The organism is Pandoraea pnomenusa (assembly GCF_040391475.1).
In the GTDB taxonomy this organism is placed as follows: domain Bacteria; phylum Pseudomonadota; class Gammaproteobacteria; order Burkholderiales; family Burkholderiaceae; genus Pandoraea; species Pandoraea pnomenusa_C.
On the sequence record NZ_JBEBXS010000018.1, the window covers coordinates 75824 to 96242 of the forward strand.

17 protein-coding genes and 1 riboswitch are annotated in these 20419 nt (G+C 65.0%); of the genes, 4 read left to right on the plus strand and 13 right to left on the minus strand.

Annotated features, from left to right (window positions below; all coding sequences use genetic code 11):
- Positions 1 to 170: 170 nt before the first annotated feature.
- The 4 genes from ABWO90_RS18390 to ABWO90_RS18405 are packed head-to-tail and all read right to left on the minus strand — an operon-like array spanning position 171 to position 3238.
- A complete protein-coding gene (locus tag ABWO90_RS18390) occupies positions 171 to 1091 on the minus strand; it encodes an MlaA family lipoprotein (RefSeq protein WP_353192673.1) in 921 nt (306 codons plus the stop codon).
- 5 nt (positions 1092 to 1096) lie between these two features.
- The gene (gene mlaD, locus ABWO90_RS18395) at positions 1097 to 1651 is read right to left on the minus strand and encodes an outer membrane lipid asymmetry maintenance protein MlaD (protein WP_353192674.1); all 555 of its coding nucleotides are present in this window, start codon (positions 1649 to 1651) and stop codon (positions 1097 to 1099) included.
- 4 nt (positions 1652 to 1655) lie between these two features.
- Positions 1656 to 2423 carry a lipid asymmetry maintenance ABC transporter permease subunit MlaE gene (gene mlaE, locus ABWO90_RS18400; RefSeq protein ID WP_353192675.1) on the minus strand — a complete coding sequence of 256 codons (768 nt, stop codon included), beginning with the start codon at positions 2421 to 2423 and terminating at the stop codon, positions 1656 to 1658.
- Positions 2420 to 3238 carry an ABC transporter ATP-binding protein gene (locus tag ABWO90_RS18405; protein ID WP_353192676.1) on the minus strand — a complete coding sequence of 273 codons (819 nt, stop codon included), beginning with the start codon at positions 3236 to 3238 and terminating at the stop codon, positions 2420 to 2422. The genes mlaE and ABWO90_RS18405 overlap by 4 nt, the downstream gene beginning before the upstream one ends.
- Positions 3239 to 3579: 341 nt before the next feature.
- On the opposite strand from ABWO90_RS18405, the gene ABWO90_RS18410 reads away from it, so the two are divergent.
- Positions 3580 to 4104, plus strand: coding sequence for a GNAT family N-acetyltransferase (locus ABWO90_RS18410; protein WP_353192677.1), 525 nt, complete (start codon positions 3580 to 3582; stop codon positions 4102 to 4104).
- Between the two features lie 68 nt (positions 4105 to 4172).
- Here the strand turns inward: ABWO90_RS18410 and ABWO90_RS18415 are convergent, their stop codons facing one another.
- From ABWO90_RS18415 to ABWO90_RS18430, 4 genes are read right to left on the minus strand one after another with little or no spacing between them, the layout of a single operon-like run.
- Positions 4173 to 5366: a thiamine phosphate synthase gene (locus ABWO90_RS18415; RefSeq protein WP_353192678.1), complete on the minus strand. Its 1194-nt coding sequence runs from the start codon at positions 5364 to 5366 to the stop codon at positions 4173 to 4175.
- Positions 5367 to 5409: 43 nt separating this feature from the next.
- Positions 5410 to 6255 carry a thiazole synthase gene (locus ABWO90_RS18420; RefSeq protein WP_502922655.1) on the minus strand — a complete coding sequence of 282 codons (846 nt, stop codon included), beginning with the start codon at positions 6253 to 6255 and terminating at the stop codon, positions 5410 to 5412.
- A gap of 1 nt (position 6256) precedes the next feature.
- Positions 6257 to 6454, minus strand: coding sequence for a sulfur carrier protein ThiS (thiS, locus tag ABWO90_RS18425; protein WP_309394050.1), 198 nt, complete (start codon positions 6452 to 6454; stop codon positions 6257 to 6259).
- 16 nt (positions 6455 to 6470) lie between these two features.
- Positions 6471 to 7601, minus strand: a complete 1131-nt coding sequence (locus ABWO90_RS18430; protein WP_353192679.1) for an FAD-dependent oxidoreductase — start codon at positions 7599 to 7601, stop codon at positions 6471 to 6473.
- 134 nt (positions 7602 to 7735) lie between these two features.
- A riboswitch (TPP riboswitch) is annotated at positions 7736 to 7878 on the minus strand.
- A 262-nt stretch (positions 7879 to 8140) separates the two neighbouring features.
- Here ABWO90_RS18430 and ABWO90_RS18435 point away from each other — a divergent pair.
- From ABWO90_RS18435 to ABWO90_RS18445, 3 genes are all read left to right on the plus strand, one after another.
- On the plus strand, positions 8141 to 9922 hold the full coding sequence (locus ABWO90_RS18435) for an ABC transporter ATP-binding protein/permease (RefSeq protein WP_502922656.1): 1782 nt from the start codon (positions 8141 to 8143) through the stop codon (positions 9920 to 9922).
- 96 nt (positions 9923 to 10018) lie between these two features.
- Complete coding sequence (locus ABWO90_RS18440; protein WP_502922657.1) at positions 10019 to 10813, plus strand: SDR family NAD(P)-dependent oxidoreductase; 795 nt, start codon at positions 10019 to 10021, stop codon at positions 10811 to 10813.
- 115 nt (positions 10814 to 10928) lie between these two features.
- Positions 10929 to 12188, plus strand: a complete 1260-nt coding sequence (locus ABWO90_RS18445; protein ID WP_353192682.1) for an MFS transporter — start codon at positions 10929 to 10931, stop codon at positions 12186 to 12188.
- Between the two features lie 67 nt (positions 12189 to 12255).
- On the opposite strand, the gene ABWO90_RS18450 is transcribed toward ABWO90_RS18445, so the two are convergent.
- The 5 genes from ABWO90_RS18450 to ABWO90_RS18470 all read right to left on the minus strand — a co-directional run.
- A complete protein-coding gene (locus tag ABWO90_RS18450; protein ID WP_353192683.1) occupies positions 12256 to 13176 on the minus strand; it encodes an SMP-30/gluconolactonase/LRE family protein in 921 nt (306 codons plus the stop codon).
- Complete coding sequence (locus ABWO90_RS18455; RefSeq protein WP_353192684.1) at positions 13173 to 13997, minus strand: NAD-dependent epimerase/dehydratase family protein; 825 nt, start codon at positions 13995 to 13997, stop codon at positions 13173 to 13175. The genes ABWO90_RS18450 and ABWO90_RS18455 overlap by 4 nt, the downstream gene beginning before the upstream one ends.
- Before the next feature lie 54 nt (positions 13998 to 14051).
- On the minus strand, positions 14052 to 15371 hold the full coding sequence (locus ABWO90_RS18460) for an MFS transporter (protein ID WP_353192685.1): 1320 nt from the start codon (positions 15369 to 15371) through the stop codon (positions 14052 to 14054).
- A 440-nt stretch (positions 15372 to 15811) separates the two neighbouring features.
- On the minus strand, positions 15812 to 17278 hold the full coding sequence (locus ABWO90_RS18465; protein WP_353192686.1) for a glutamate synthase subunit beta: 1467 nt from the start codon (positions 17276 to 17278) through the stop codon (positions 15812 to 15814).
- Between the two features lie 96 nt (positions 17279 to 17374).
- Positions 17375 to 20419: glutamate synthase-related protein (locus tag ABWO90_RS18470; RefSeq protein ID WP_353192687.1), on the minus strand; the 3045-nt coding region annotated here is incomplete at its 5' end.

The window sequence follows — 20419 nt, forward strand, 5'->3', positions numbered from 1 at the left end:
GAGTTCTCGGATCGACGGCAGCGTCGTGTAACAAACTGTTGCCCGGAGGCCCTGCCGACGGCGCCCCGGCAGGCGGGGCGCAGTGTCATATTCGCGGCTCTCTGTCGTTTGGCACCGTACGAAACCACTAACGGGCAGAAAACGACGATTTACCGCGAGATCGAAGTCGATTAGCGGCGGAACGGCAATCCGCCCGGCACCATCTTGCCCGGTACCGGCGACCCTTGCGGGCTGTCCGGTACGGCCTGAGCCCCCGAAGCGGGTTCGGGCGTGGCCTGGACACCCGAAGCCGGCGCGGGAGCGGCGGCCGGCATCGGCTGACCGCCAGCCCCTGCGGCACCCGCTGCACCGGCGGCCCCAGCGGCAGCGCCGTCATCTTCCTCGTAGTTCGGCAGCGCAGCATTGCCCGCGGCGCCACCGCTGATCAGGTAGCGGCGACGCGCCAGAAACGCATCACGCGTGAACGAGTACGGGTCGAGCGCGGCGGCTTCGAGCAGATTCGAGGCGTCGAGCAGGTTGGCACGCGTGTTGACCAGACGCACGCCGTAGAGCGAGTAGCTCACCCAGGTCGGGTTGATATACGTCGTCGGGTCGATGAACATGTTGCCGGCCATGCCGACGGTGTCGCGCACCGTGCTCGGGCCGAGCAGCGGCAACACGAGGTAGGCGCCGTCAGGCACGCCCCACTTGCCGAGCGTCACACCGAAGTCCTGGCTGTGCTTGGGCAGCCCGGCCGGCGAAGCGAAGTCAACCAGGCCGCCGACACCGAACACCGTGTTGATCGTCAGGCGCATCAGATCCTGCACAGCCGCCGTGACCTGCAACTGCAGCAGGTTGTTGGCGAAGTTGTACACGTCGCCGATGTTCGAGAAAAAGTTCGTGACCATGTCGCGCGCCGGTTCCGGCACCGCGAAGCGGTAGCCCTTGGCCACCGGGGTCATGACAGCCTTATCGAGCTTGTCATTGAACGTGAACATCGTGCGGTTGAAACCTTCGATGGGATCCGCGGGGTTCGGGTTCGTGACAGTGGCGCAACCTGCCAGCGCCAACGCGCCAGCGGCCAGCACTGCCGAAGTACGGAAGCTGGTCATTTCTCTTATTTTCCTTGGGTTACCGGTGCTGCCCCTTGCGCCGGCGCAGCAGCGGGGGCTGCCGGTGCCGGTGCGGCCGATGCGCCGCCCGCCTGGGCGCCACCGGCATCTGCCGCCTTGTTGTACAGGAACTGCCCGATCAGGTTTTCCAGCACGATCGCGGATTGCGTGAGCGTGATCGTATCACCCGCCTTCAGCATCTGATCGTCGCCACCGGGTTCGAGCCCGATGTACTGCTCGCCGAGCAGACCCGACGTCAGAATCTTCGCCGACGAGTCCTTCGGAAACTGATACTGCGAATCGATGTTGAGCGTGACGTCGGCCAGATAGCGCTTGTCGTCGAACTTGATCGACGCCACGCGGCCAACCACCACACCGGCGCTCTTGACGGCCGCGCGCGGCTTCAGGCCACCGATGTTATCGAACCGCACCGTGACCGGGTACGAGTTCGAGAACGACAGCGAACTCATGTTGCCCGCCTTCAGCGCGAGGAATAGCAGCGCTGCGAAGCCGAGAACGACGAACAGGCCAACCCAGAAGTCGAGAGGGTGTTTTTTCATTGTGTTAGCTGAACATAAGGGCAGTGAGCAGGAAGTCGAGGCCGAGTACGGCGAGCGACGCTTGCACCACCGTGCGCGTCGTTGCACGCGATACGCCTTCCGGCGTCGGCTGTGCTTCGAAACCCTGATACAGCGCGATAAACGTGACGGCGATACCGAACACGATGCTCTTGATGACGCCATTGGCGACGTCCGACCACACGTCCACGCCGCCCTGCATCTGCGACCAGAACGCACCGGAATCCACGCCGATCAGCTGCACGCCGACGAGATACCCGCCGAAGATGCCGACCGCCGAGAAGATCGCCGCGAGAATCGGCATGGCGATCACGCCGGCCCAGAAGCGCGGCGCGACCACGCGGGCAATCGGATCGATGGCCATCATTTCCATGGCCGTCAGTTGCTCGCCCGCCTTCATCAAACCGATCTCGGCGGTGAGCGACGTGCCCGCACGTCCGGCGAAGAGCAGCGCCGTGACCACCGGACCGAGCTCGCGCACCAGTGAGAGGGCCACGAGCAGACCCAGCGCCTGCTCCGAGCCGTACTTGTTGAGCGTGTAGTAGCCCTGCAATCCGAGCACGAAGCCCACGAACAGGCCCGAGACCGCGATGATGACGAACGAATAGTTGCCGACGAAATGAATCTGGTCGGTCACCAGACGCGGGCGGCGCAACAGCGCGCTGCTCGAAGAGAGCATCCGCAGGAACATGCGGGCACCATATCCCAGGCGCTCGACGTGGCCGCGGACAAAACTGCCGATAGTCGTGATCATGCACGCGCTCCGATGCCGAAGTCTTCCGCCAGCGGCGGCGCGGGGTACTGAAACTTCACGGGGCCGTCCGGTTGCGCGTCGATGAACTGGCGCACCGTCGGGTCGTTCGAGGCGCGCAGCGCGTCGGGCGTGCCTTCGGCGCCGATGCGGCCTTCCGTAATGAAATAGATGTAGTCGGCGATGGCAAACGTCTCCGCAACATCGTGCGAAACAATGATCGACGTGGCGCCCAGCGCGTCGTTGAGCTTGCGAATCAGATTCGCCGTGATGCCCATCGAGATCGGATCGAGCCCGGTGAACGGCTCGTCGTACATGACGAGGTCCGGGTCGAGCGCAATCGTACGGGCCAACGCGACGCGGCGCGCCATCCCGCCCGAAATCTCGGCCGGCTTCATGTCGCGTGCGCCACGCAGGCCCACGGCATTGAGCTTCATGAGCACGAGATCGCGAATGAGGTCTTCGTCGAGGCGGGTGTGCTCGCGCAGCGGAAACGCCACGTTCTCGAACACCGTCATGTCGGTAAACAGGGCGCCGAACTGGAACAGCATGCCCATACGGCGTCGCAGCTTGTACCAGCCGTCGCGATCGAGCGACGCCACGTCGGCGCCGTCGAATTCGAGGGTGCCGGCATTGGCATGCACGAGGCCACCGATCAGGCGCAGCACCGTTGTCTTGCCGCAGCCCGAGCCCCCCATCACCGCGATGACCTTACCGCGGGGAAACCGCATATTCAGCCCGGAAAGCACCAGACGATCGCCATAACCGAAGCTAACGTCGCGCAATTCAAGCAGATTTTCCGGATTCGGGGTAGGCACGTTTCGGGTCTTATAGTGCGGTGCAAAACGCCAATTATAGGGGGGAATGCCATTCGATGCCGTTCAGGAGCGGTCGGCCCCATCGAGCATTGGCGCAGCCCCGCGGCATTTTACAGGGCCTGTGGAACTCCGCTCGATAAGGTTCCAATAGGTGTAACGGACAAAAAATCCAACGGTGGCAAGGACTTACCTCGTCCTGGTCCGCGCGGGTGTTGCGCCGTTGCTACAATATGTCGTTTTGCGCAATTCACCATTGACCCAGCATGGCTCCCGCTTCGCCCATTCCTTACCGCTCCCTCTTGCCGCAGGCTACGGGGAAGTCGCGCTTTCGGATCCGTCCGATGCAGCGCGGCGACATTGCCCAGGTTCTGGCGGTGCAGGCGCTGGCGTATCACGATCTGATGCATGAGTCGGAGGCGACGCTGGCCTCGCGTCTCGCGCTGTCGCCGTCGACGTGCTGGGTGGCCGTCGATGCAGACGAGACTGACGCAGCCGACCGTCGGAACATGCACGTGGCGGACTATCTGGCGGGCTACCTCTTTACGCACCCGTGGCGCATCGCCGCCCCGCCGCCGCTCGACACCGTACTGGATACCCTCCCCGGCAGCCCCGACTGCTGGTACGTGCACGACATGGCGCTCGCTCCACGCACGCGCGGCGCTGGCGTGGCCAGCGCGCTCTATGCCGCAGCCCTCGCCTCGGCGCAATCGTTGGGTCTTCGGGCTTCTGCACTCGTCGCGGTGCAGCAATCGCAGGGGTTCTGGTCGCGGTTCGGTTACGTTGCGGCGACCGACGTCTCGCCGCTGATCGCCGCCAAGCTGGCCGGATACGGCGACGGTGCAGTGTTCATGACACGCCCCCTGTAGTCATCCCACATCGGCGTCCCGCACACGGCGCCTATCGTCGGACGGTCGGACAGCCGGACGGCCGGGCATCACGCCCGCTGCGCGAACGCCTGCTGCATTCCCTTCACCGCCGCCGCCACATCGGTCGCTTCCGTCACGGCCCGCACGACCGCCGTGCAACCCACGCCGGTCTCGAGGACCTGCGCGAGATTGGCCGCGTCGATGCCGCCGATCGCGACGAGCGGGTAATGGGGCGCGATGAGCTTCACGTAGCGCGCGAGTTTCGCGAGTCCCTGCGGCGCGGTCGCAATGACCTTCGTCGTCGTCGGGAACACGGCGCCCACGGCCAGATAACTCGGACGGAAATGATGCGCAGCGAGGATCTCGTAGTAGCCGTGCGTGCTGATGCCCAGACGCATGCCGCTCGCATACAGCTCGGCCACGTCTGCGGCCGAGAGCGCCGCCATGTCTTCCTGCCCGAGATGCACACCGTACGCGTTCGCTTTCGACGCTTCACGCCAGTGGTCGTTGATGAACCACGCGCTGTCGTGCGTCACACGCTTTCCGGCGGCGACGGTGCGCTCGATCTCCTGGCGCAACCCGGGATACGCCGGATCCTTGATCCGCAATTGCACGGTGCCGACCTGAAGATCGGCCATGCGCTCGCACCAATCGGCGCTGGGCAGCACCGGATACAGCCCCAGGCGCGACGGGCAAGGCGCGAAGCGTCCGGGCGACGGCACCTGCCCGAGCACCGAGGGGAAGGATTCGAGCACGGTCGGCCATGCGCCCAGCGTGGGTGCGTCCTCGGCGCGCGCGTGACTGCCATCGGTACGCCACGCGCGGGCGAGCACCAGGGCGTCGTGCGGCACGAATCCACAGTCGAGGAATGCCGCGAAGGCCGGGAGGAAGGCGGGATCGTCCACACCCGCCACCCGATAGATGTCTTCCGACGTATACAGCGTGTCTTCGACGCGCCCCGACGCCAGCGCACGCGAACACAACACGACGGCCCCGGACGCACGCCACCCATCGATCTGCAACGACGCCGCCGTACCGGGCGCCCCCTCCGTCGAGAGCGGCCACCAGATCACGTCGCCCTTGCCCGCGCTCGCGGGGGTGTGGGCGTGCAAACGCCACTTCGGCGCCGTGTCGTCGGCAGGCCACGGCGCGAGCCGCGCACGGATTTGCGCAGCGGCCTGTTGCCAGGCCACGGCGAGAGGCGCGTCGACGGGCACGCAAGTCACGTGCGACAGCGTGGCGGCGCGGGAATGCGTCGTCATGAAAAGTCCTTGAGAGTCGGTGGATGCAGCGTCGCGTCGCGCGTCAGGCGCCCGTCTGATGCCAGAACGGCACCCCGACGACCGGCGTGCTGGCCTGCGCACTCTCGCGCTCGGCCATCGGCCCGGCAAGCCACGCGGCACGGCCGGCCTTGATCGCGCCGGCGAACGCACCGGCCATCTCCACGGGCTGCGCGGCAAGCGCCACGGCCGTGTTGAGCAGCACGCCGTCGTAGCCCCACTCCATCACCTGACAGGCGTGCGACGGCAGACCGAGGCCCGCATCGACGATCAGCGGCGTATCCGGCAAACGGTCGCGCAACAGGCGCAGGCCGTACGGATTGATCACGCCCTTGCCCGTGCCGATGGGAGCGCCCCACGGCATGAGTGCCTGACAGCCCACGTCCAGCAGACGGCGGCAAAGCACCAGATCTTCCGTGCAATACGGCAGCACCTTGAAGCCGTCGCGAATCAGTTGTTCGGCGGCGGTGACCAGACCGAACGGGTCGGGCTGGAGCGTGTAGTCGTCACCGATCAGCTCGAGCTTGATCCAGTCGGTCTCGAAGACTTCGCGCGCCATTTGCGCCGTCGTCAACGCTTCCTCCACCGAATGGCAGCCGGCAGTGTTGGGCAGCACTGGCACGGCCAGGCGGCGCAGCGTCTCCCAGAAATGACCTTCGGATGCCTGCGCGCCGGTGCCCGAGAGCTGACGGCGCAACGCCACCGTCACCATGCCCGGACGGGCGACGTCGATGGCGTCGTTGAGCGCCTGCAGAGACGGATAGCGTGCGGTACCGAGCAGGAAGCGACTGCCGAAGCGGGTGTCGTACAGCGTCAGGGCGTCGCGCGTGCTGCCGGCGGCCACGTTGGCGGATTCGGTGAATGCGTTCATGTCAGCCTCCGGCGACCGGTTGCACAACGTCGATCTTGTCGCCCTGCACGAGCGTGCGTGCGGCGTATTGTGTCTTGGGAACGAATTGCCCGTTGATGGCCGCCGCGAACGGCGGCTTTGCGCCGTAGGCGGCGAGCGCCTCGGCGAGCGTCGCCGTCTCGGCCACGCTCAGTGTCTGTTGATTGATATGGATGTCCATCGCGTACCGCTCCCTCTCATGCCTGACGGAACAAATCCGGCCACGGCCGGCTCGCTCGCCACGTCTCCCAGTCGAACGCCTGCCCGCTGCCCGCTGCCGCGCCCGTCGTTTGCATCAATGCCTGCGCCAGCGCGCAAGCCTCTCCCGTGACCGCCGGCGCCAGCAGATAGCCGTGGCGATACAGGCCGTTCACGCGCAGCAGCCGTGCCCCGTCCCACTGCACACGCGGCAGGTGGTCCGGCAGTGCCGGGCGGCAGTTGACGTTCAGCTCGACGATGCGCGCCTCGCCGAACGCCGGATTCAGCGAATGCGCCGCCGAGAGCAGTTCGAGCGCCGAGCGCACGGTCATCGGCGACATGTCTTCCGACTCGAGCTCGGTCGCACCGATCACATACAGATCGTTCTCTTTCGGCGCAATGTAGATCGGATAGCGCGGATGCAGCAGGCGCACGGGACGGCGCAAGCCGATGCCCGGCGCGTGAATCCGCGCCACTTCGCCGCGCACTCCGCGCAGTTGCGTGAGCGCACCGCGCGCGCCCAGACCGCGACAGTCGATGACAAGACCGGCCTGCGGGTACTCGCCCTCGGCGATCTCCGTATGCCAGTGCAGTTCCGCCCCCGCCTTCGCGAGACCGGCGGCCAGCGCGCGCAGCAATTGACGGTTGTCGAGCTGTCCCTCGTTCGGCAGCAGCCAGCCTCCCTGGAAACGCCCGGCAAGCGCAGGCTCGACGTCACCCAATTGCGCGCCGGCCAGTCGTTCGACACCGCCGCGCAACAACTCGGGCGGGGCATTCGCGCGCATGCGCCGGTCGAACATCACCGCTTCGGCGCGATCGGGCTGATGCCACACGACCAGCGTGCCGTTGCGTTGGAAGAAGACATGCTCGGGCAGTCCGTCGATCAGCGACGGCCAGCGCTCGAGGCCGACCGCGCCCATCTCGACGATGCTCGGCTCGGCGACAGCCGCTTCGGCCAGCGGTGCGAGCATGGCGGCGGCGACCCAACCGGCGGCGGACGAGCCGTCGGCGTCGCCGCGCTCATACAACGCAATGCGCGCGCCAGCACGAACCAGTTGCCACGCGAGAAGTCGGCCGGATAGACCGCCGCCGAGAATGGCGACGTCGGGACGTGAAATCGAGGCGCTCATACGCGCGCTGCCGCGCAAGCCATGACGGCGCGCAGGCACTCGGAAAACTGCGAAGGAATGTGTGGAAGGTAACGCATGGGGTCCTTTCCTCATGAAAGCAAAAGGACGAAACGGTGTCTGGACACCTTACCCCACTGGAGGAGTCGGAAACTTCCCACGCCGGTATTACCCGGGTCGGGTGCAAAGGGTCTCTCTCAGCCCCGCGTTCGCTGGTGACGCATGGTTAACATTTTCGGTTAACCCCCGCGTCCGACACGGAGCACCCCTGTTTCGCCCGCAGCCATTACAACATAGATGCCGACGCCCGTGCAAGCTGGCTTCCCGGGCGGTTGCACGCTCGTCGCGTCTCGTTTTTTGACGATTCCCCCGGGCCTTGTAACAGCGCGTAAACTGAATTTCGACGTGACACGAGTCTCGGGGCCGAAATCGTGCAACGCAGCAACGGGAACTGCGGTCAAATGAGCCGTTGTACCCCGCTACTCCGATAACACATTGCACTACCGCGGCATCGCCGCCCGACCATCATGGCCCACACGCCGATGTCTCCCGCGTCGCCCGACGCCCCGCCGTCCGGCGATCCGGCCGCCGATCCGTCCACGCCCGCGCCGCGCCCACCGAAGCACCCCACCGCCTGGCAGTTGATCCGACCCTATTGGGTATCGGAGAAACGCTGGGAGGGCCGCCGGTTGCTCGCCCTTGTCGTCGCGCTCAACCTTGCCGTCGTGTTCATCAACGTGCGGCTCAATGCTTGGAACGCCGGCTTCTACGACGCCCTCGACAAACGCGACTGGCCCGTCTTCAAGTCGTCGCTGGTCGAGTTCGCGATCCTGGCGTTCAGCTTCATCATCATCGCCACGTTCCGAACGTATTTCCGCCAGATGCTCGAAATTCGCTGGCGGCAATGGGTGACCGACGCCAGCCTCACGAAGTGGATGGCACATCAAGCGTATTACCGCATCGAGCGCGACCATCTGGCCGACAACCCCGACCAGCGTGTGTCGGAAGACATCCGCACGCTCGTGAGTTCCTCGCTTGCCCTGTCGCTCGATCTGCTCACCACGCTGGTCTCGCTGTTCTCGTTCGTGACGATTCTCTGGACGATCTCGGGCGGCGTGTCGTTCGCACTGGGCGGTATGAACATCACAATTCCGGGCTACATGGTGTGGGTCGCTGCGCTCTACGCTGTGGTCGGCTCGTTCTTCATCTTCAAGGTCGGCCGCCCGCTCGTGGGTCTGAGTTATCGCCAGCAACAGGTGGAAGCCGACTTCCGTTTCCTGCTGGTGCGTCTGCGCGAGTCGGCCGAGCAGGTCGCGCTCTATCGCGGCGAAGGCGCGGAGCTCTCGCGATTGAAGTCGGCGTTCGGCGCCGTGCGCGACAACTGGTGGCAGATCATGGTCGTGACCAAGCGACTGATTTTCGCGAATTCGATCTACGCGCAGATTGCCATCGTCTTCCCGATCATGGCCGCCGCGCCGCGCTACTTCGCCGGCGCATTCACGCTCGGCGTGCTCATGCGGATCATCGACGCGTTCGGGCAGGTGAGCGACGGATTCTCATGGTTCGTGAACAGTTTCTCGACACTTGCGGACTGGAAGGCGACGATCAACCGTCTGCGCGAATTCACGCGCGTGATCGACGCCGCGCCGCGTGAAGGCGGCATCGACGTGCACACAGCGGCGCCCGTGCCCGCCTATGCCGCGACCGATCTGCAACTGGCACTCCCCAATGGCGCACCGCTCGTGGCCGCCGGATCATTTGCCTTCGCTCCCGGCTCGCGCTGGCTCATTCGCGGACGCTCGGGCTGCGGCAAGAGCACGCTGCTGCGCGCGCTCGCCGGGCTGTGGCCGTTCGGCAGCGGACGCGTCGAGGTACCGGCCAACGCACGCGTGCTGTTCCTCTCGCAACAGAGCTATCTGCCGATCGACACGCTCAAGGCCGCGCTCGCCTTCCCGTCGCCGCCCGACGCGTTCACCGATGCCGAGTGCCGCGACGCCCTCGCCGCCGTGAACCTCGCGCAGTATGACGCCGAACTCCAGACGGTCGCCCACTGGGCACGGCGCCTGTCGGGCGGCGAACAGCAACGGCTCGCCGCCGCACGCGCGCTGCTGCAGAAACCGGACTATCTGTTCCTGGACGAAGCGACCAGCGCGCTCGACGTGGAGACGGAAGAAGCGGTGTACGAGGCGCTGCACGCGCGTCTGCCCGCGACGACGATCGTCAGCGTCGCCCATCGGGAAACGCTCGCGCGTTTTCATCAGCACACCATGACGTTGAACGGCGCGCACGCAATCGAGGCACAGCAAATGGCCAACGCCGTGTGATTCGTTCACGTCATAAATAATATTGACGCGCCTGTTCCGGCACGCAGGCGGTTTGGCATAATCACGAGCACCCTTCGCTACCGATTGGCCGGGCTCATCGTGACTATTCCTGCTTTCTCGTCCGGCCCGCGCGCCGCACGCACCATCGTCGTTACCGGCGCGGCCTCCGGCATTGGCGCCGCCATCGCCCGCCGGCTCGCTTCCCCGGAAACCCGTTTGCTCCTGCACACCCGTGGCGCCTCCGACGAGAGTCAGGCGCGACTGGCCGACGTGCGCCAGGCGTGCGAGGGGGCCGGTGCGCAATGCGCGACGTGGTTCGGCGACCTGACCGATCCGAGCGCTCCCGCCCGTCTGATCGACGCCGCACACGACGCCTTCGGCCCCATCGACCAGTTCGTGAGCAACGCGGGCTTCGCCACGCGTCAAAGTCTCGCCGACCTCGACGACGACGCCTTCGCCCGCACACTCGCCGCCATGCCAGGCGCGTTCGCCACGTTGCTGCGCTGCGCGTTGCCCGATCTGCAACGCTCGCCGCACGCCAGCGTGGTCGCGATCAGTTCGTTCGTCGCGCATCGCTTCGCCCCGAATCAACCGGGCTTTCCGGCCACCGCCGCCGCCAAGGCGGCCATCGAGGCACTCGCCAAAAGCGCCGCCGCCGAATACGCCCGCGCGGGCGTAACGATCAACTGCGTGGCCCCGGGTTACACGCGCAAGGACGGCGGCCACTCGGCCATCGATCCCACTGCGTGGCAACGCGCGGCCGACGCCACGCCGACCGGTCGCCTGTGCGAGCCCGACGACATCGCGGCCCTCGCCGTCTTCCTCCTCGGGCCGAACGCGCGGCAAATCACCGGTCAGGTCATTCACGTCGACGGCGGCCTCACGCTTTGAGTCAGCCGCCGAGCCAACGGTTGAACCCCATGCATTCCGGCGCTGCCGCGCGCCATCGATAACAACGATACGCGGCCCACATAACAACAAGCACACGATTCACCGAGGAGTCTTCATGGCATTTTTTTCCTGGTTCAACGAACTCAACACGAAGGAACGCAAAGCGCTCTATGCGGGCTTCGGCGGCTACGCCGTCGACGCCTTCGACTTCATGATCTACTCGTTCCTGATTCCCACGCTCATCGCCGCCTGGGGGATGTCGAAGAGCGAGGCAGGCATGATCGCCACAAGTTCGCTCATCTCGTCGGCGATAGGCGGATGGCTCGCCGGCATTCTCGCGGATCGCTACGGTCGCGTGCGCGTGCTGCAATGGACCATCGCCACGTTCTGCCTGTTCACCTTCCTCTCGGGCTTCACGAACTCGTTCTGGCAACTGCTCGTCACGCGCACGTTGCAGGGCATTGGCTTCGGCGGCGAGTGGACGGTGGTCACGATGATGATGGGCGAAATGATTCGCTCGCCGCAGCACCGCGCCAAGGCGGTCGGCACCGTGCAGAGCAGTTGGTCGGTCGGTTGGGCCGCCGCCGCGCTGCTGTACTGGTTCTTCTTCGCCGTGCTCGACGAAGGCACGGCGTGGCGTGCGTGCTTCTGGATCGGGATCGTGCCCGCCCTGTGGATCACCTACGTGCGCCGTAACGTGACGGACCCGGAGATCTTCACGCAAACGCGCCGCAAGGTGGCGGAAGGCAAGCTGCAAAGCAACTTCATGCAGATCTTCGGCCCCGAGCACCTGAAGACGACGATCCTGGGCAGCCTGCTGTGCTCCGGCATGCTGGGTGGCTACTACGCCATCACGACGTGGCTGCCGACGTATCTGAAGACGGTGCGCGGTCTGTCGGTGTTCAACACGAGCGCGTATCTGATCGTGCTGATCGTCGGCTCCTTCGTGGGGTACATCGTCGGCGCGATTCTCTCGGACAAACTGGGACGCCGCGGCGCGTTCATCTTCTTCGCCATCGCCTCGTTCCTGCTGGGCATGGCGTACACGATGCTGCCGATCACCGACAGCGCCATGCTGCTGCTCGGCTTCCCGCTGGGCATTGTGGTGCAGGGCATTTTCGCGGGCATCGGCGCGTACCTGACCGAGCTGTATCCGAACCACATCCGCGGCTCGGGACAGGGATTCTGCTACAACCTCGGACGCGGCATCGGATCGTTCTTCCCCATCGCCGTGGGCGCGCTCGCGCAGACGGGCTCGCTGGTGAAAGCCATCGGCTTCGTGGCCGGCGGCGGCTATCTGCTCGTGGTGGTGTGCGCGCTGCTGCTGCCCGAGACGCGCGGCAAGTCGCTCGTCACGCCGGACTTCACGCACTGATTGCAGTGCGCGCACCGGGCGCTCGACAGGTGTCGGGCACCCGGTGCGCGAATGGGCCCCAGCCCCATTAACCGAACGCCGGGAGCGTGCCCGCGTAAGGCGCTTCCGGCAATCCCTGCACACCGCAACGCACGGCGAACACATGACCGTCGTGCTCGTTCGCACCGACGCCAGGACGTATCGACGTGACGAACAACGTGTCGAAATCGCGTCCGCCGAAAGCGCACATCGACGGCTTCGACACCGGCAGCACAATCTCCCGATCCAGCACCCCCGCAGGCGTGAAGCGCAGCAATCGGCTACCGTCGTTGGCGCACGTCCAGTAGCAGCCGTCGGCATCGACCGCAGCGCCGTCGGGACGCCCCGGATAGTCGTTCATGTCGACGAACAGGCGCCGCCCGCTGATCGCGCCGCGCTCCGCATCGAAGTCGAACGCCCACACGCGACGCCGCGTCGGATGCGAATCGCTCAGGTACAGGGTGCGACTGTCCGGCGAAAAGCCGAGGCCATTCTGGGTGACGAGGCCGTCGACGAGCGGCGCCGAAAGACGTCCTGCGGCGTCGAAGCAGAAGAGCGAACCGGCATCGCTCGCGAGCGACATGTCCTGCACCATCGTGCCTGCCCAGAAGCGCCCCTGACGATCGCAACGGCCGTCATTGAAACGCATGCCGGATGCCGGAAAGACCGGCGCGGCCAGACGCTGCCACGCGTGCGCGGAAATCGTGCCCGGCTCGCCAAGTCGCACCGCGAACAAGCCCGTCTCGCACCCTGCGAGCAACGTGCCCGATGCATCGAACGAGAAGCAAGCGATCTGTTCGGGAAAGGTCCATTCGCGATGTACGCCGTCGGCCGGCGTCACGCAATGCAGTTGCTTCGCGGGGATATCCACCCAGTAGAGCGCCTGCTCGTCGGCCCGCCACAACGGGCTCTCGCCCACGGCATGCGGTGCGGCACGCGACGGTTCGAGCCGCTCGATCGACACGCTCATGCCTTGGGCTCCATCGGCCCCATCAGCACGAACGGCCCGCCCTGGAAGCGTTGCGTCCAGTCGTCCATTTGCGGATCGGGCGCCTTCGCCGGGAACAGGCCCGCAAATTCGGCCGAGCTGTCTTGCGGACGGTATCCGAGGAACGCCGCCTTCGTGTTGTCGACCCAGAGCGTCGGATTGTCCGACACGCCGTAGACGATGGCGTGCCCCACACGATTCGTGAACAGCGAGCAGCGCACGAGTTCGATGAAATCGCGATAGCTCAGATACGTCACCATCATGCGCGGATTCTTCGGCTGCTCGAACGACGAGCCGATGCGCAGACACACCGTCTCGAGACCGAAGCGATCAAAGAAATATCGCGACAGGTCTTCGCCGAAGCACTTCGACAGGCCGTACATGCCGTCGGGGCGATGCGGCGCGTCGACATCGAGCACCTCGGTCACCGGATGAAACCCGACAGCGTGGTTCGAGCTGGCGTAGACGATGCGCTTCACGCCCTGCTTTTGCGCCGCGCTGTAGACGTTGTACAGGCCGAGGATGTTGGCTTGCAGAATGTCGTCGAACGGCGCCTCGACCGAGATGCCGCCGAGATGCACCAGCGCGTCGACGCCTTCGAGCAGCGCATGGACGGATGCGCGGTCGGCAAGGTCGACCTGCATGGCTTCTTCGTGCGGTGCGTCGGCGGTGATCGGCACGATGTCGCTCACGCGCACGATGTCCGCCCATTCGGCGAGCTTGCCGCGCAGTTGTTTGCCAAGGTTGCCCGCCGCGCCGGTCAGCAGCAGTCGGCGGAAGGGTTTGCCGGAAGTCTCGCTCATGTCACTCCTTGTTCGTCGGTAGTTCGATCGTTTGCGCGCAGTGGCGATGCATCACTAGGCATTCACCGCGCCTGCGGTATTCGTTGCGCCTTCACGCCGGACCGGTGCCGGGGTAGCCGTCCCCGTGATGTGCGGTTGGACCACCGTCCACAGGATCACGGCGCCGATCAGATCGCCCAACCCCAGCGCCACGAAGAACGGTGCGTAGCCCACCGCCGTGACAAACGTACCGATCACCAGCGTGAACAGCAGGTTGCCGATACCGGCCGACAGGCCCGCGAGCCCCGTCACGGTAGCCACTTCGTTGCGCGGGAACAGGTCCGCCGACATCGAGATCACGCTGATCGACAGTGTCTGGTGCGCGAAGCCGCCGAGGCACAGCAGGAAGATCGCCATCATCGGGTCCTGGACGAAGCCCACGCCGCACATCGCCGTCATGATGATCGCGCCGATCGTGAACACCACGCGCTTGCCGTTGAAGATGGTGATCTTGAAATGCTTGTTCAGCCAGACCGAGATGGTGCCGCCCATCAGGCACCCGATGTCGGCCGCCACGAACGGCAGCCAGGCCGTCGCCGCAATCGTCTTCAGGTCGAAGCCGCGCGCCTGATTCAGGTACAGCGGCATCCAGAAAACGATCGTGCCCCACACCGGATCGGCGAAGAAGCGCGGCAGGGCGATGCCCCAGAAATTGCGCTGACGCAGAATCGAGCGGAGATTCGGCTTGCGGGCGTCGGCCACCGCGTCGACGGCGTTGCCTTCGTTGATGTAGTCGGACTCGGCGGCCGTGAGCGCCGGGTGATCGGTCGGGTGGCGGTAGAACGCGAACCACAGCACGCCCCATACGAGGCCGAGGCTGCCCGCGATCACGAACGCCGTCTCCCAGTTATAGCGCAGGATCGACCAGGCGATCAGCGGTGGGGCAAGGATCGCTCCCACGGACGTGCCGATGTTGAAGATGCCCGCCGCTAGCGCCCGCTCTTTCGTCGGGAACCAGAACGCCGCCGCGCGCATGCCAGCCGGGATGAACGAGGCTTCGGCCAGCCCCAACAAACCGCGCAGGACGAACAGGCCGACCCAGCCGTTGGCAAGTCCGTGCAGCATGCACACGATCGACCACATCACGCCGCACAGCAGGAAACCCAGGCGCAGGCCGATGCGATCCATCAGGTAACCGGTGAGCGGCGCGCCGATCGGGTACAGCACGAGAAATGCGCCGGTGATCCAGCCGTATTGCTGGGTGGTAATGTGGAGATCCTTCATTACCGTGGGGGCGGCAACGGCAAGCGAGCTGCGTGCGAGGTAGTTCATGACGGTGCCAAGCGTCAGCAAGCCGATCATCCACCAACGCAGGCCTTTGATCTTGAGGGCCATGAGGTTGTCTCTCTCCGTGAGTCTTCTTGTTTGCGAGCGCAGGCTCGCATGGAGAGGCATCCTACGTGAGACGATGTACGATGACAATCACAGATTACGCCGTTTACGGATAATCCCTAGGGTTTAACGTCGCCTGCCGCATCCGCGCCGAAAGCTTCGTCAACATTGAGGTTTGCACATGTTGGGAAGGTCATTCCACATGTGAATCCCGGCGAAAGACGTTTCGTTGTATGACATCCTATATTTAGGGATTCGCATCCCCAAATCCAGGCACCCCGCGCCACCCGGCGCAATACCGGCAGGCAAGAAAAAACCGCCCGGACGTTTCCGTCCGGACGGCTTCTTCACAGTGGCGCAGATGCCTACCCCTACGCCCCTCCTCTCAACTTCCCCGTATTCGTGGTTTTGGCAGGCACAACTCTGTGCGTGGCCTCACGACTTCAGCGCGGCAGGACCGAGTGTCCCATCAGGAACTCGTCGACCGCACGGGCGCACTGACGACCTTCGCGGATTGCCCACACCACCAGCGACTGGCCGCGACGCACGTCACCGGCCGCGAACACCTTCGGCAGGTTCGTCGTGTAGGCACGCTCGCCGTCGGTCGAGGCACGCACGTTGCCGCGCGCATCCTTGTCCACGCCGAACGCGTCGAGCACGGTCTGCAGCGGCGAGACGAAGCCCATCGCCAGCAGCACCAGGTCGGCCTTGAGCTCGAACTCCGAGCCCGCGACTTCCTGCATCTTGCCGTCCTTCCATTCCAGACGCACGGCAATGAGTTTCTCGACCTTGCCGTTCTTGCCTTCGAAGCGCTTCGTGGCCACCGACCAGTCGCGCTCGCAACCTTCTTCGTGGCTCGACGAGGTACGCAGCTTGGTCGGCCAGTACGGCCACACCATCGGCTTGTTCTCCTCCTCCGGCGGCTGCGGCAGCAGTTCGAACTGCGTGACGCTCTTCGCGCCATGACGGTTCGACGTGCCCACGCAATCGGAGCCGGTATCGCCGCCGCCGATCACGATCACGCTCTTGCCCGAGGCCAGCATCTGGTTCGCCAGCTTGTCGCCCGCGTTGACCTTGTTCTGCTGCGGCAGGAATTCCATCGCGAAGTGGATGCCGTCGAGCTCACGCCCCGGCACCGGCAGATCGCGCGGCTGCTCGGCGCCGCCCGCGATCACCACCGCGTCGAACTGCGCCTGCAACTGCTCCGGCGAGATCGTCTCTTTGGAGAAGTTGTTGATGTGCGCTTCGGGCGCGTCCTTGCCCACGTAGACGCCCGTGCGGAACGTCACGCCTTCGGCTTCCATCTGGCGCATGCGGCGATCGATCAGCCACTTCTCCAGCTTGAAGTCGGGAATGCCGTAACGCAGCAGACCGCCGACGCGATCGTTCTTTTCGAAGACCGTCACGTCGTGACCGGCGCGCGCGAGTTGCTGCGCCACGGCCAGACCCGCGGGGCCCGAACCGACGACAGCGACCGACTTGCCGGTCTTGTGCTTCGCGGGCTGCGGTTCGACCCAGCCTTCGCTCCACGCCTTGTCGATGATCGCGTGCTCGATCGACTTGATGCCCACGGCGTCGCTGTTGATGTTCAGCGTGCAGGCCGCTTCACACGGCGCCGGGCAGATACGTCCCGTAAATTCCGGGAAGTTGTTCGTCGAGTGCAGCACCGAGATGGCCGACTTCCAGTCCTGGCGATACACCAGATCGTTGAAGTCGGGAATGATGTTGTTGACCGGGCAACCGTTGTTGCAGAACGGAATGCCGCAGTCCATGCAGCGTGCGCCCTGCACCTTTGCCTGTTCGTCGGAGAGCGCGAGCACGAACTCCTTGTAATGCTTCACGCGTGCCAGCGGTGCTTCGTACGACTCGCTCTGGCGCTCGAATTCGAGAAAACCTGTGACCTTGCCCATGTTTCTTCAGTCGGAAAGTTTTGTGGTTACCGTGCCTCACCCGCGCGCGGCGCGCCGTCGGAGCCCTCACTCCGGGACGCGTCCGCGCTAGCGGTATCAGGCCGCCAGTGCTTGCTTGTCGCCTGCCTTGGCCATCTCGCCAAGTGCGCGTTTGTATTCGTTCGGGAACACCTTCACGAACTTGCGACGGGCGCCGTCCCAGTCTTCGAGCAACGCCTTGGCGCGCGTCGAACCCGTGTACTGGAAGTGACGCTCGATCAGTTCGCGCAGCTGCGCTTCGTCGGTCTGACCGCGATGCCACAGCCCCTGGCTCACCGTACGCTCCTGCTCGCCGTGCGGCAGCACCGGATCGAGTGCGACCATTGCCGTGTTGCACTTGGCCGCGAACGTGCCGTCGGCGTCGTAGACGTAAGCCACACCGCCCGACATCCCTGCCGAGAAGTTACGGCCGGTCTCGCCCAGCACCACGACCGTACCGCCGGTCATGTATTCGCAACCGTGATCACCCGTGCCTTCCACGACGGCCGTGGCACCCGAATTGCGCACGCAGAAGCGCTCGCCGGCCACACCGTTGAAGAATGCCTCGCCTTCGATGGCGCCGATCATCACCGTGTTGCCGACGATGATGTTGTCTTCGGCGTTGCCGCGGAAGTCGTTGGTCGGACGCACGATGATGCGGCCACCCGACAGGCCCTTGCCCACGTAGTCGTTACCGTCGCCCACGAGGTCGAGCGTGATGCCGCGCGCCAGGAACGCCCCGAAGCTCTGACCCGCCGTACCCTTGAGCTGCACGTGAATCGTGTCGTCGGCCAGGCCGTCGTGACCATAACGCTTGGCGACTTCGCCCGAGAGCATGGCGCCGACCGTACGGTTACGGTTGCGCACCGGCTGGATGAACGACACGTGTTCGCCCTTTTCCAGCGCCGGCAGCGCTTTTTCGATGAGTGCGTGATCGAGCGCACCGGCCAGGCCGTGGTCCTGCGTCTCGACATGCAGACGCGGCACTTCGGCTTCGATTTCCGGCAGGTGGAAAATGCGTGCGAAATCGAGGCCCTTCGCCTTCCAGTGCTCCACGCCAGCCTTGGTGTTGAGCAGGTCGGCGCGACCGATCAGGTCATCGAACTTCGCGATGCCGAGTTGCGCCATGATTTCGCGCACTTCCTCGGCCACGAAGAAGAAGTAGTTGACGACGTGTTCCGGCTTGCCCTGGAATTTCTTGCGCAGTACCGGATCTTGCGTCGCCACGCCCACCGGGCAGGTGTTCAGGTGGCACTTGCGCATCATGATGCAGCCCTCGACGACGAGCGGTGCCGTCGCGAAGCCGAATTCGTCTGCGCCGAGCAGTGCACCGATCACCACGTCGCGGCCGGTCTTCATCTGACCGTCGGCCTGCACGCGGATACGGCCACGCAGGCGGTTGAGCACCAGCGTCTGCTGCGTCTCGGCCAGGCCCAGTTCCCACGGCGTACCGGCGTACTTGACCGACGAGAGCGGCGAAGCGCCCGTACCGCCGTCGTGACCGGCGATCACCACGTGATCGGCCTTGGCCTTCGCGACACCGGCCGCAACCGTGCCCACGCCCACTTCCGACACCAGCTTCACCGAGATCGACGACGATGCGTTCACGTTCTTCAGATCGTGAATGAGCTGCGCCAGATCTTCGATCGAGTAGATGTCATGGTGCGGCGGCGGGGAGATCAGGCCGACACCCGGCACCGAGTAACGCAGCTTGCCGATGTATTCCGTCACCTTGTGACCCGGCAGCTGGCCGCCTTCGCCCGGCTTCGCGCCCTGCGCCATCTTGATCTGGATCTGATCGGCCGAGACCAGATAGTCGGCCGTCACGCCGAAGCGTCCCGACGCCACCTGCTTGATCTTCGAGCGCAGCGAGTCGCCGTCCTGGAGTTCGATGTCGGTCTCGATGACGTCGCGGCCCACGATCGAGGCGAGCGATTCGCCCTTCTTGATCGGAATGCCCTTCAGTTCGTTGCGATAACGACGCGGATCTTCACCGCCCTCACCCGTGTTCGACTTGCCGCCGATACGGTTCATCGCGACAGCCAGCGTGGCGTGCGCTTCGGTCGAGATCGAGCCGAGCGACATGGCACCGGTGGCGAAACGCTTCACGATGTCCTTGGCCGACTCCACCTGATCGAGCGGAATGGCGCGCTGCGGATCGACACGGAATTCGAACAGACCGCGCAGCGTCATGTGACGCTTGCTCTGGTCGTTGATGAGGTTCGCGTATTCCTTGTACGTCTGGTACGAGTTTGCGCGGGTCGAATGCTGGAGCTTGGCGATGGCGTCCGGCGTCCACATGTGGTCTTCGCCACGAATGCGGAACGCGTATTCGCCGCCGGCGTCGAGCATGTTCGAGAGCACGGGGTTATCGCCGAAGGCGTCGCGGTGCAGGCGCACCGCTTCTTCCGCCACTTCGAAGATGCCGATGCCGCCGACGTTCGATGCCGTGCCCTGGAAGTACTTCTTGACCAGTTCCTGCGACAGGCCGATCGCTTCGAAGATCTGCGCACCGGTGTACGACATGTACGTCGAGATGCCCATCTTCGACATGACCTTGTGCAGGCCCTTGCCGACCGCCTTGACGAAGTGCTTGACTGCCTTTTCCGGCGTCAGGTCGCCGCCTTGCTTGCGGGCGATCTGCGCGAGGGTTTCCATCGCCAGGTACGGGTGAACGGCTTCCGCGCCGTAGCCCGCGAGCAACGCGAAGTGGTGCACTTCGCGTGCCGAGCCGGTTTCGACGACGAGACCCGTGCTCGTACGCAAGCCCTGCGCGACCAGATGCTGGTGCACGGCCGAGGTGGCCAGCAGCGCGGGGATCGCGACCTGTTCGCGGTTCGTCAGACGATCCGAGACGATCAGGATGTTGTAGCCCGACTTCACGGCGTCGACGGCTTCCGCGCACAGCGATGCCAGACGCGCTTCGATGCCTTCCTTGCCCCATGCGACCGGGTAGCAGATGTTCAACTCGTACGAGCGGAATTTGCCGCCGGTGTACTTGTCGATGTGGCGGATCTTCGAGATTTCCTTGAAGTCCAGCACCGGCTGCGACACTTCGAGACGCATCGGCGGGTTGATGTTGTTCGTGTCGAGCAGGTTCGGCTTCGGGCCGATGAACGACAC

Bases quoted from the DNA above. Each gene is read 5' to 3' on its own strand.
- ABWO90_RS18390 (WP_353192673.1), bottom strand. From the start codon at position 1,091: ATGACCAGCTTCCGTACTTCGGCAGTGCTGGCCGCTGGCGCGTTGGCG.
- mlaD (WP_353192674.1), bottom strand. From the start codon at position 1,651: ATGAAAAAACACCCTCTCGACTTCTGGGTTGGCCTGTTCGTCGTTCTC.
- mlaE (WP_353192675.1), bottom strand. From the start codon at position 2,423: ATGATCACGACTATCGGCAGTTTTGTCCGCGGCCACGTCGAGCGCCTG.
- ABWO90_RS18410 (WP_353192677.1), top strand. From the start codon at position 3,580: ATGCAGCGCGGCGACATTGCCCAGGTTCTGGCGGTGCAGGCGCTGGCG.
- ABWO90_RS18415 (WP_353192678.1), bottom strand. From the start codon at position 5,366: ATGACGACGCATTCCCGCGCCGCCACGCTGTCGCACGTGACTTGCGTG.
- ABWO90_RS18420 (WP_502922655.1), bottom strand. From the start codon at position 6,255: ATGAACGCATTCACCGAATCCGCCAACGTGGCCGCCGGCAGCACGCGC.
- thiS (WP_309394050.1), bottom strand. From the start codon at position 6,454: ATGGACATCCATATCAATCAACAGACACTGAGCGTGGCCGAGACGGCG.
- ABWO90_RS18430 (WP_353192679.1), bottom strand. From the start codon at position 7,601: ATGAGCGCCTCGATTTCACGTCCCGACGTCGCCATTCTCGGCGGCGGT.
- ABWO90_RS18435 (WP_502922656.1), top strand. From the start codon at position 8,141: ATGTCTCCCGCGTCGCCCGACGCCCCGCCGTCCGGCGATCCGGCCGCC.
- ABWO90_RS18445 (WP_353192682.1), top strand. From the start codon at position 10,929: ATGGCATTTTTTTCCTGGTTCAACGAACTCAACACGAAGGAACGCAAA.
- ABWO90_RS18450 (WP_353192683.1), bottom strand. From the start codon at position 13,176: ATGAGCGTGTCGATCGAGCGGCTCGAACCGTCGCGTGCCGCACCGCAT.
- ABWO90_RS18455 (WP_353192684.1), bottom strand. From the start codon at position 13,997: ATGAGCGAGACTTCCGGCAAACCCTTCCGCCGACTGCTGCTGACCGGC.
- ABWO90_RS18460 (WP_353192685.1), bottom strand. From the start codon at position 15,371: ATGGCCCTCAAGATCAAAGGCCTGCGTTGGTGGATGATCGGCTTGCTG.
- ABWO90_RS18465 (WP_353192686.1), bottom strand. From the start codon at position 17,278: ATGGGCAAGGTCACAGGTTTTCTCGAATTCGAGCGCCAGAGCGAGTCG.